The following is a 12,384-nucleotide window of genomic DNA, read 5'->3' on the forward strand; positions in this document are numbered from 1 at the left end:
TCGATGAACGAGCCGGTGCCCACCGACGTCCGGAATACCGCTCCGGGCCACGAGCCCGTGGCCGTGGTCGGCCTCGCGTGCCGGCTCCCGGGGGCCGACGACCCGGCCGCGTACTGGGACCTGCTCACCGAGGGATGCAGCGCCGTCACCGACATGCCGGAGGAGCGGCGCACGGGTGTGCCCGCCGACGGCTGGCCCGCCCCGCACGGCGGCACCGCACCCCTGCGCGGCGGATACGTCTCCGCTCCCGCCGACTTCGACGCCGCGTTCTTCGGCATCTCGCCCCGCGAGGCCGACGCCATGGATCCGCAGGCCCGGCTCGCCCTGGAACTCGGCTGGGAAGCCCTGGAGCACGCCGGCATCCGCGCCGCCGACGCCCCGCGCGCCACCGCGGTCTTCCTCGGCGCGGACACCTGCGACTACGCCGACGTCGTCCGCGCCGCCGGGCAGGGCGCCGGACACCACACCCTGACCGGCCTCAACCGTTCCCTCATCGCCAACCGGCTGTCCTACGCGCTCGGTGTCAACGGACCCAGCATGACCGTCGACAGCGCCCAGTCGTCCTCCCTGACCGCCGTGCAGCTGGCCTGCGACAGCCTGCGCGGCGGCGACTGCGAACTCGCCCTCGCCGGCGGGGTGCACCTCAACCTGAGCCCCGAAAGCTCCCTCGCCGCCGCCCAGTTCGGCGCGCTCTCCCCGGACGGCGCCTGCCACACCTTCGATGCCCGCGCCAACGGCTACGTGCGCGGCGAGGGCGGCGGCCTCGTCGTACTCAAGCTGCTCTCCCGCGCCCTCTCCGACGGCGACCGCATCCACGCCGTCATCCGCGGCGGCGCCCTCAACAACGACGGCACCGGCGCCAGCATCACCACCCCGGACGCCGACGCCCAGGCCGCCGTCCTGCGCGCCGCCGTCCGGCGCGCCGGCGTCGACCCGGCCGACATCGGATACGTCGAACTCCACGGCACCGGAACCCGCGTCGGCGACCCCGTGGAGGCCACCGCACTCGGCGCCGTCCTCGGCACCGCCGAGGGACGACGCGCCCCGCTCGCCGTCGGCTCCGTGAAGACCAACATCGGTCACCTCGAAGGCGCCGCTGGCATCGCCGGGCTCCTCAAAGCCGTGCTGTGCCTGTCGCACCGCCGGCTGGTGCCCAGCCTCCATCACAGCGAACCGAACCCCGCCATCGACCTCGACCGCCTCGGACTGCGCGTCCAGCGCGAGACCACCGACTGGACCCCGGACACCCCCGGCACCCCCTTGCGCGCCGGCGTCTCCTCCTTCGGCATGGGCGGCACCAACGCCCACCTCGTCCTCGAAGAACCCCCCGCACCCGACCCGACCCCGCAGCGCGCTCACCGGACCGCGCCCGCCACCGTGCCCTGGCTGCTGTCCGCCGCCGACCCCGGCGCCCTACGCGCACAGGCTGACCGCCTGGCCGCCGACGTCCGCGCCACCGGCGCCGACCCCGTAGACATCGCCTGGTCCCTCCTCACCACCCGCACGTCCTTCGCGCACCGGGCCCTAGCCGTGGGAGCCGACACCACCGCCCTGCTCGACGGCATCACCACCGCCACCCCGAGCGGCCCGGTCACGGGAGACATCCACCGGCTCGTGTTCGTCTTCCCCGGGCAGGGCAGCCAGTGGGCCGGCATGGCCGCCGAACTCCTCGCCACCTCGCCCGTCTTCGCCGCCCGCCTCGCCGAGTGCGGCGACGCCCTCGCCCCGCACGTCGACTGGGACCTCGCGGCCGTGCTGCGCGGCGACCGGGACGCCCCGCCCCTGGACCGCGCCGACGTCGTGCAGCCGGTCCTGTGGGCCGTCATGGTCTCCCTGGCCGCCCTGTGGCAGTCGCACGGCATCCGGCCCGCCGCCGTCGTCGGACACTCCCAGGGCGAGATCGCCGCCGCCTGCGTCGCCGGAGCCCTCAGTCTGGAGGACGCCGCCCTCGTCGTCGCCCTCCGCAGCAAGATCCTGGTCCCCCTCGAAGGCCGCAGCGGCATGGTCTCGCTCGCCCTCACCGAGGACGACGCGCGGGACTTCGTCGCCCGCTGGGGCGACCGCGTCACCGTCGCCGCCCTCAACGGTCCCGCCTCCACCGTCGTCTCCGCCGACATCGACACCGTCACCGACATCCTCGCCACCGCCGAACGGGAGGACGTCCGCGCCCGCCGCGTCGGGATCGACTACGCCTCCCACTCACCGCACGTCGAACCCGTCCGCGCCGAGATGCTCCGCCTTCTCGCCCCGATCGTCCCGCGCCGGCCAGAGGTGCCCTTCCTGTCCACCGTCACCGGCGACTGGGTCGACACCCCTGCCACCGACGCCCGTTACTGGTACGACAACCTCCGCAACCCCGTCCTCCTCGAACCGGCCGTCCGCGCCCTGACCCACGCCGGCCACGGCGCCTTCGTCGAGGTCAGCCCGCACCCCGTGCTCACCGGCCCGGTCCAGGAGACCGTCGAGGCCGCCGCGGGCACCCGGCAGGCCGTCGTCACCGGAACCCTGCGCCGCGACCAGGGCGGCCCCGCACGGTTCCAGACCTCCCTGGGGGCCCTGTGGACCAGGGGCGCCGACGTCGACTGGACACCCGCCTTCACGGACCTCGCCCCCCGCCGGGTCTCCCTGCCCACCTACGCCTTCCAGCGCCGCCGCCACTGGATCGGCGGGACGGACGGGACCGCGCCGGCGGACACGACCGCGGCCACCACCACGGTGCCCGCCGCCGGGACCCATCCCGCCACGACCGACGCGGTGATCGACAGCGACGACGCCCTGCGCCTGGTCCGCGAGTCCACCGCGGTCGTCCTCGGCTACGCCGCTGCCACGCTGGTCGACCCGCAGCGGACCTTCAAGGAGCTGGGCGTCGACTCCGTCACCGCCGTCGAACTGCGCGACAGGATCAACTCCCTCGCCGACGCCCAGCTCCCCGCGACCGCCGTCTACGAGTACCCGACCCCCGAACGCCTCGCCGCACACCTGACCGCCCCCACGACCGCGGACGTGGTATCCCCCGCCCGCCGCGAGGCCGACGACGAGCCGATCGCCATCGTGTCGATGGGCTGCCGCTTCCCCGGCGGAGTACGCAGCCCGGAGGACCTGTGGCGGCTGGTCCGCGAGGAGACCGACGCCGTCTCCGCGTTCCCCACCGACCGCGGCTGGGACCTCGACGGCCTCTACGACGCCGACCCCGACCGGACCGGCACCACCTACGTCCGTGAGGGCGGTTTCCTGCACGACGCGGCCGAGTTCGACGCCGCGTTCTTCGGCATCTCGCCGCGTGAGGCGACCGCGATGGACCCGCAGCAGCGCCTGCTGCTGGAGACCACCTGGGAGGCCATCGAACGGGCGGGCCTCGACCCGCGCAGCCTGCACGCCAGCGCCACCGGCGTGTTCGTCGGCGCCACCGCACCCGAGTACGGACCGCGTCTGTACGAAGCCGGAGCAGCCGTCGAGGGCCATGTTCTCACCGGCACGACGGCCAGCGTGGCGTCCGGGCGCATCGCCTACGCGTTGGGGTTGGAGGGCCCGGCGGTGACGGTCGACACGGCCTGTTCCTCGTCACTGGTCGCCCTCCACCTCGCCGTCCGCGCCCTGCGCACCGGTGAATGCTCGATGGCCGTCGCCGCCGGCGCGACCGTGATGTCCAGCCCGGGCATGTTCGTCGAGTTCGGCCGCCAGCGCGGACTGGCCGCCGACGGCCGCTGCAAGCCCTTCGCCGCCGACGCGGACGGCACCAACTGGGCCGAGGGCGTTGGCGTGCTGCTGCTGGAGCGTCTGTCGGACGCGCAGGCCAACGGCCATCAGGTCCTTGCCGTGGTGCGGGGCTCGGCGATCAACCAGGACGGTGCGTCGAACGGCCTGACCGCTCCCAACGGTCTGTCCCAGCAGCGTGTCATCCGTGCGGCGTTGTCCGATGCGGGTCTGTCGGCTGCGGACGTGGACGTGGTGGAGGCGCACGGTACGGGTACGAAGCTGGGCGATCCGATCGAGGCGCAGGCGTTGCTGGCCACGTACGGGCAGGAGCGTGAGGGTGACCGGCCGTTGTGGCTGGGCTCGGTGAAGTCCAACATCGGGCACACACAGGCGGCAGCCGGTGTCGCGGGCGTCATCAAGATGGTGCAGGCGATGCGCAACGGCACCCTGCCCAAGTCGCTCAGGGCGGAGCAGCCGTCGCCGCTCGTGGACTGGTCCTCGGGTGCGGTGGAGTTGCTGGACCAGTCGCGGGAGTGGGAGGAGCTCGACGACGGGCGTCCGCGTCGGGCCGGTGTGTCGTCGTTCGGCATCAGCGGCACCAACGCCCACGTCATCGTCGAAGCCCCGCGACACGCTGTCGACGCGGGCTCCTCCCCGAACCCCGAACCCGCTGCCGTACCGCCCCTGCTGGTCTCCGCCCGCACCGAGGAGGCCCTGGCCGACCAGATCCGTCGGCTGACCGCGTACCTGGAGTCCACCGACGCGGACCCGGTGGATGTGGCGTGGTCGTTGTGGCGGTCGCGGTCGGCGTTCGAGTGCCGGTCGGTGGTGGTGGCGGGCGAGCCGGTGGTGTCCGGTTCGGTGTCGGCTGGGGCTTCTTCTCCGGTGTTCGTGTTTCCGGGGCAGGGGGCGCAGTGGGTGGGGATGGCGGTCGAGTTGCTGGACTCGTCGCCGGTGTTCGCGGTTCGGTTCGGGCAGTGTGCCGAGGCGCTGGGTGAGTTCGTGGAGTGGTCGCTGGTCGATGTGGTGCGGGGTGTGGAGGGCGCGCCGGGCTTGGACCGGGTGGACGTCGTGCAGCCGGTGTTGTGGGCGGTGATGGTGTCGCTGGCGGCTGTGTGGGAGTCGTTCGGTGTGAAGCCGGCTGCGGTGGTGGGGCATTCTCAGGGTGAGATCGCTGCTGCGGTGGTGTCGGGTGCGTTGAGTGTGCGTGATGGTGCGCGGGTGGTGGCGTTGCGGTCGCGTGCGATCGTGGCGTTGGCCGGGTGTGGGGGCATGGTGTCGGTGGCGCTGCCCGCGCAGGGTGCTGTGGAGTTGGCGGGGCGGTGGCCGGGGCGGGTGTCGGTTGCGGCGGTGAACGGGCCGACGTCCACGGTGGTCTCCGGTGACGCGGACGCGTTGGATGAGCTGGTGGCGTGTGCGGAGGCCCAGGGTGTCCGGGTGCGTCGTATCGACGTGGATTACGCCTCGCACTCGGCTCATGTGGAGGCCATTGAGGGTGAGTTGGCTGAGGTGTTGGCGTCGGTGGTGGCGTTGGAGCCGTCGGTGCCGTTCCTGTCGACGGTGACGGGGGAGTGGATCGACTCGGCTCGGACCGATGCCGGGTACTGGTACCGCAACCTGCGGCAGACCGTGCAGTTGGAGCCGGCGGTTCGGCGGCTGGTGGAGGCCGGGCACGGAGCCTTCCTGGAGATGAGCCCGCACCCCGTGCTGACCGTGCCGGTCGCCGAGACGGTCGAGGACGCGGGCGTGGACGCGGTGGTCATTGGTTCGTTGCGCCGGGGCGAGGGCGGTCTGGACCGCTTCTGCCTCTCCCTGGGTGAGGCGTGGGCGCGGGGTGTGGCCGTGGACTGGGCGCCTGCTTTCGAGGGGGTGTCACCGCGCTTGGTCGATCTGCCGACGTATGCCTTCCAGCGCAGTCGTTACTGGCTTGAGGTGCCGAAGGCGTCCGTTGCCGTGGATCCCGTGGAGGAGCAGTTCTGGCGGACCGTGGAGGAGGGCGATCTGGAGGCGCTGGCCGGGACGCTCGGGGTCGTGGAGGGCCTGGAGGCCGTCGTCCCCGCCCTGGCTGCCTGGCGCACCACCCGACGCGAGCGGAGCGACCTCGACCAGTGGCGCTACCGTGTGGTGTGGCGCCCCCTGCCCCTCCGTACCCCCGCCTCGGTCGGCGGGACGTGGCTGCTGGTCGTCCCCGAAGGACTGGAGGGTGACGCACTCGTCACCGAGACGGCGACGGCACTCGAAGCACGAGGGGCAAGTGCGGCCGTCGTCACCGCCGCGGGCGACCTGGACCGGGCCGCCGTCGGTGACCTGCTCGCCTCGGCCGCCGGGCCGGCCGAACTCACCGGGGTGCTGTCGTTCCTGGCCCTCGACGAACGGCCCCACCCGCGTCATCCCGCTGTGCGGCTCGGACTGGCCGGAACCCTCATCCTCGTCCAGGCCCTCGGGGACAGGGCGGTCGACGCCCCGCTTTGGTGCGTGACCCGGGGTGCGGTCGGCACCGGTCCGGACGACGTGCCGACCGCACCCGAGCAGGCGGGCGTCTGGGGTATCGGCCGGGTCGCCGCCCTGGAGCACCCCAAGCGATGGGGCGGACTCGTCGACCTCCCGACGGCCGGACCCGACCTCGCCGTGGACCTCCTGCTGGACACCGTCATGGCGGGCAGCGCGGAGGACCAGGTGGCTCTCCGTGACGGTACGGCCCACGGACGTCGGCTGGTCCGTGCGGCCACCGGTGGCAGGGCTGCCCCGCGTGACTGGAAGCCGCGGGGCACGGTCCTGGTCACCGGCGGTACCGGCGCACTCGGCGCCCACGTCGCCCGCTGGCTGGCCACGCGCGGTGCGGAGCACCTCGTCCTCACGGGTCGCCGCGGCGACGGCCCGCACCTCGGCGAGCTGCGGGAGCAACTCGCCGGCCACGGCACCCGGCTCACCGTCACCGCCTGCGACATCGCTGACCGCGACGCCCTGGCCGACCTCGTGAACGGCCTCGCCGCCGACGGCAGCCCCGTGCGTTCCGTCGTCCATGCGGCCGGGGTGAGCGTGCTCCGCCCCCTGACGGACGCCGGCGTCGAGGATCTCGCCGCCACCCTCTCGGGCAAGGTGCTCGGCGCGGCCCACCTCGACGAGGTGCTGGACGCCACCGAGCTGGACGCCGTCGTCTACTTCTCGTCCATCTCCGGCACGTGGGGAGTGGCCGACCACGCCGCCTACGGTGCCGCGAACGCGATCCTCGACGCCCGTGCCGAACGGCGTCGCGCCGACGGTGCTCCCGTGCTCTCCGTGGCCTGGGGACCCTGGGCGGGCGGCGGGATGATCGCCGAGTCCGTGCAGGACGTCCTGCGTCGCAGGGGCGTCCCCGTCATCCAGCCGGACACCGCGATCGCCGGTCTCCAGCAGGCCCTCGACCACGACGACGTGGTGGTCGCGGTCGCCGAGGTCGACTGGCGCCGGTTCGCCGAGGTGTTCACCTCGGTGCGCGGCAGCGCCCTCCTGACCGAACTGTCCGCCGCCCGCACGGAGCCGTCCGACGACGCATCCGAGGGCTCCGACGACACCTCCGCCGTGCTCCGGGAGCTCGCCGGCCTCCCGCCCGCACGTAGGCTCGCCGCGCTGCGCACCCTGGTCGCCACGCATGTGGCGGCCACGCTGGGCCACGCGGACGCCGAGGCCGTCAGCGTCGAAGCGGCCTTCAAGGAACTGGGCTTCGACTCCCTCACCGCCGTCGCCCTGCGCGACCGGCTGCACCGAGCCACCGGACTGAAACTCCCCACCACCGTCGTCTTCGACCACCCCAGTGTCTCCGCCCTCGCGACGTACCTCGACGACCTCGCGTTCGGCGATCGGGGAGGCGAGGACACACGGCCCGGCACGGACACCGACCACGCCGCGGACCCGCAGGGCGCGGGTCACGACGAACCGATCGCCATCGTGTCGATGGGCTGCCGCTGCCCCGGCGGAGTACGCACACCGGAGGACCTGTGGCGCCTGGTCCTCGACGGCGTGGACGCCATCACCCCGCTCCCCACCGACCGTGGCTGGGACCTCGACGGCCTCTACGACCCCGATCCCGACCGGCTCGGCACCAGCTACGTGCGCGAGAGCGGCTTCCTCGACGGCGCCGCCGAGTTCGACGCCGCCTTCTTCGGCATCTCGCCGCGTGAGGCGACCGCGATGGACCCGCAGCAGCGCCTGCTCCTGGAGACCACCTGGGAGACCCTGGAACGGGCGGGCCTCGACCCCAAGAGCCTGCGAGGCAGCTCCACCGGTGTCTACGTCGGCCTCACCGACCAGGAGTACGCCACCCAGTTGCGTGCCGCGTCCGGGGACAACGAGGGGTACCTCGCCACGGGTGCGGCGGCCAGCGTGGCGTCCGGGCGCATCGCCTACGCGTTGGGTCTGGAGGGCCCGGCGGTGACGGTCGACACGGCCTGTTCCTCGTCACTGGTCGCCCTCCACCTCGCCGTCCGCGCCCTGCGCGCGGGCGAGTGCCGCCTCGCGGTGGCCGGCGCGGCCACGGTGATGTCGGGACCGGGCGCCTTCGTCGCGTTCAGCCGCCAGCGTGCCCTCGCCGCCGACGGCCGCTGCAAGCCCTTCGCCGCCGACGCGGACGGCTTCGCCCTGTCCGAGGGCGTGGGTGTGCTGCTCCTGGAGCGTCTGTCGGACGCCGAGGCCAACGGACACCAGGTCCTCGCCGTCATCCGGGGCTCGGCGATCAACCAGGACGGTGCCTCGAACGGCCTGACCGCTCCCAACGGTCTGTCCCAGCAGCGTGTCATCCGTGCGGCGTTGTCCGATGCGGGTCTGTCGGCTGCGGACGTGGACGTGGTGGAGGCGCACGGTACGGGTACGAAGCTGGGCGATCCGATCGAGGCGCAGGCGTTGCTGGCCACGTACGGGCAGGAGCGTGAGGGTGACCGGCCGTTGTGGCTGGGCTCGGTGAAGTCCAACATCGGGCACACACAGGCCGCATCCGGCATGGCCGGGGTCATCAAGATGGTGCAGGCCATGCGCAACGGCACCCTGCCCAAGTCGCTCAGGGCGGAGCAGCCGTCGCCGCTCGTGGACTGGTCCTCGGGTGCGGTGGAGTTGCTGGACCAGTCGCGGGAGTGGGAGGAGCTCGACGACGGGCGTCCGCGTCGGGCCGGTGTGTCGTCGTTCGGCATCAGCGGCACCAACGCCCACGTCATCGTCGAAGCCCCGCGACACGCTGTCGACGCGGGCTCCTCCCCGAACCCCGAACCCGCTGCCGTACCGCCCCTGCTGGTCTCCGCCCGCACCGAGGAGGCCCTGGCCGACCAGATCCGTCGGCTGACCGCGTACCTGGAGTCCACCGACGCGGACCCGGTGGATGTGGCGTGGTCGTTGTGGCGGTCGCGGTCGGCGTTCGAGTGCCGGTCGGTGGTGGTGGCGGGCGAGCCGGTGGTGTCCGGTTCGGTGTCGGCTGGGGCTTCTTCTCCGGTGTTCGTGTTTCCGGGGCAGGGGGCGCAGTGGGTGGGGATGGCGGTCGAGTTGCTGGACTCGTCGCCGGTGTTCGCGGTTCGGTTCGGGCAGTGTGCCGAGGCGCTGGGTGAGTTCGTGGAGTGGTCGCTGGTCGATGTGGTGCGGGGTGTGGAGGGCGCGCCGGGCTTGGACCGGGTGGACGTCGTGCAGCCGGTGTTGTGGGCGGTGATGGTGTCGCTGGCGGCTGTGTGGGAGTCGTTCGGTGTGAAGCCGGCTGCGGTGGTGGGGCATTCTCAGGGTGAGATCGCTGCTGCGGTGGTGTCGGGTGCGTTGAGTGTGCGTGATGGTGCGCGGGTGGTGGCGTTGCGGTCGCGTGCGATCGTGGCGTTGGCCGGGTGTGGGGGCATGGTGTCGGTGGCGCTGCCCGCGCAGGGTGCTGTGGAGTTGGCGGGGCGGTGGCCGGGGCGGGTGTCGGTTGCGGCGGTGAACGGGCCGACGTCCACGGTGGTCTCCGGTGACGCGGACGCGTTGGATGAGCTGGTGGCGTGTGCGGAGGCCCAGGGTGTCCGGGTGCGTCGTATCGACGTGGATTACGCCTCGCACTCGGCTCATGTGGAGGCCATTGAGGGTGAGTTGGCTGAGGTGTTGGCGTCGGTGGTGGCGTTGGAGCCGTCGGTGCCGTTCCTGTCGACGGTGACGGGGGAGTGGATCGACTCGGCTCGGACCGATGCCGGGTACTGGTACCGCAACCTGCGGCAGACCGTGCAGTTGGAGCCGGCGGTTCGGCGGCTGGTGGAGGCCGGGCACGGAGCCTTCCTGGAGATGAGCCCGCACCCCGTGCTGACCGTGCCGGTCGCCGAGACGGTCGAGGACGCGGGCGTGGACGCGGTGGTCATTGGTTCGTTGCGCCGGGGCGAGGGCGGTCTGGACCGCTTCTGCCTCTCCCTGGGTGAGGCGTGGGCGCGGGGTGTGGCCGTGGACTGGGCGCCTGCTTTCGAGGGGGTGTCACCGCGCTTGGTCGATCTGCCGACGTATGCCTTCCAGCGCAGTCGTTACTGGCTTGAGGTGCCGAAGGCGTCCGTTGCCGTGGATCCCGTGGAGGAGCAGTTCTGGCGGACCGTGGAGGAGGGCGATCTGGAGGCGCTGGCCGGGACGCTCGGGGTCGTGGAGGGCCTGGAGGCCGTCGTCCCCGCCCTGGCTGCCTGGCGCACCACCCGACGCGAGCGGAGCGACCTCGACCAGTGGCGCTACCGTGTGGTGTGGAGGCCGTTCACCGCTCCTGACAGCCGTACCCTCGGCGGCGACTGGTTGCTGGTCGTCCCCGAGGCCGGAACCGGCGCCGACCTCACGGTGCCCACCCGGCACGTGCTGGAGGAGGCGGGCGCGGGCGTCGTCCCGGTCGTCGTGCCGGAACAGGTGGATCGCGCCGCGCTCACCGAACTGCTCGGTGCCGCTGTTCGGGACCTGGGCGGCGACACGCCGGCGGGTGTGCTGTCGCTGCTCGCGCTCGACGACGAACCGGACAAGCGCAGCCCCGGCGTCTCCAGGGGCGTACTGGCCTCCATGGCGTTGAGCCAGGCGCTCACCGACACCGAGGTGCGGGCCGGACTGTGGACGCTGACCCGTGGAGCCGTCTCGGTCGACGGCGACCGGGCGCCGAACGCGGACCAGGCCGCCGTATGGGGACTGCTCCGGGTGGCCGCGCTGGACGACTCCGAACGGGCCGGCGGCCTGGTCGACCTCCCGGCCGACCGTCCCACCGAGGCGCTGTCCCACCTGCCCGCGCTGCTTGCCACGGGCCAAAACCCTGGCGCCGACATTGAGTTCGTGCTCAGGAGCGATGCCGTGGGCGTCCGTGTCCGGCGCATGGTGCGCTCGCCTCTCGCCGCCGGTACGGGTCCGGTGTGGACGCCGCGCGGGATGATCCTGGTCACCGGCGGTACCGGCGCGCTCGGTGCCCACGTCGCCCGGGACCTCGCTCGCGAGGGGGCGCAGCACCTCGTACTGACCAGCAGGCGCGGTCCCGCAGCGCCCGGAGCGGCCGAACTGGAACGCGAGTTGACCGACCTCGGCTGCCGCGTGACGATCGCCGCCTGCGACGTGGCCGACCGGGAGGCGCTGGCCAAGCTCCTGGCGGATCTGCCCGCCGAGCCGGAGCTGACGGCGGTCGTGCACACCGCGGGCGCCGTCGACCAGGCGCGTCCGCTCACCCAGGTCGACGCGGACGAGGCGGTCGACCTGATGCACGCCAAGGTCGTCGGCGCCCAGAACCTCCACGACCTGCTCGGCGACCGCCCGTTGGACGCCTTCGTGCTCTTCTCCTCCGGCGCCGGCGTGTGGGGCAACGGAGGGCAGGCACCGTACGCGGCGGCCAACGCCCACCTGGACGCGCTCGCCGAGGCCCGCCGGGCCGCGGGGCTGCCCGCCACCTCGATCGCGTGGGGTGCGTGGGCGGGAGGCGGCATGGTCGACGCCGAGGTGGGGGAACAGCTCCTGCGGCGCGGCGTGCCGGCCATGGAGCCGCGACTCGCCGTGCGCGCCCTGCGGGAGTCGGTGGCGGCGGACGACACGGCCGTCGTCGTGGCGGACATCCGCTGGGACCGCTTCGTCCCGGCGTACTGCGCCCACGGGCACCGTCCGCTCATCGACGAGGTCCCGGACGTCCAGGCCCTGCTGGCGGCACAGCGGGCCGAGGAGGAAGCAGCGCGGACGGCGGACGCGTCCGGCGCTGCGAACGGACTGCGCGCCGAGCTGGCCGCCCTCCCGCCGGCCAAGCGCGGACGGCGACTGGCCGAGCTGATCCGGACTCACGTCGAAGCGGTGCTCGGCTCCGGTTCGGCGAAGGCAGTCAGGCCCGGAAAGGCCTTCCGCGACATGGGCTTCGACTCGCTGACGGCAGTGGAACTGCGCAACCGGCTCGGCGCGGCCCTGGGCACCAAGCTCTCCGCGACGCTCGTGTTCGACCACCCCACGCCGAACGCGCTCGCCGACCACCTGGGAGCGGAACTGTTCCCCGCCGACGACGGCGACCCCGCCCTCGACCCCCGGCTCAGGGAGGTCGAGGCGGCCTACCGGGCCACCACCGACCCGGTCGGCAGGAAGGAACTCGCGGACGCACTGCGAGGCCTGCTCGACTCCTGGGCGGCACCCACTGACGAGCCGACTTCCGTGGGCGTCGACGAGGAACTGGTCGGCGCCTCCGACGAAGACATGTTCGACCTGATCGACAAGGAACTCGGGATCTCCTGA

1 protein-coding gene is annotated in these 12,384 nt (G+C 73.1%); it reads left to right on the forward strand.

The window, feature by feature from the left end; translation table 11 throughout:
• The first annotated feature begins 3 nt into the window (after positions 1-3).
• The gene (locus OHB56_RS37145) at positions 4-12,384 is read left to right on the forward strand and encodes a type I polyketide synthase (RefSeq protein ID WP_406358249.1); all 12,381 of its coding nucleotides are present in this window, start codon (positions 4-6) and stop codon (positions 12,382-12,384) included.

This window comes from Streptomyces sp. NBC_01635, assembly GCF_045209715.1.
GTDB classification, from domain to species: Bacteria; Actinomycetota; Actinomycetes; order Streptomycetales; family Streptomycetaceae; genus Streptomyces; species Streptomyces hirsutus.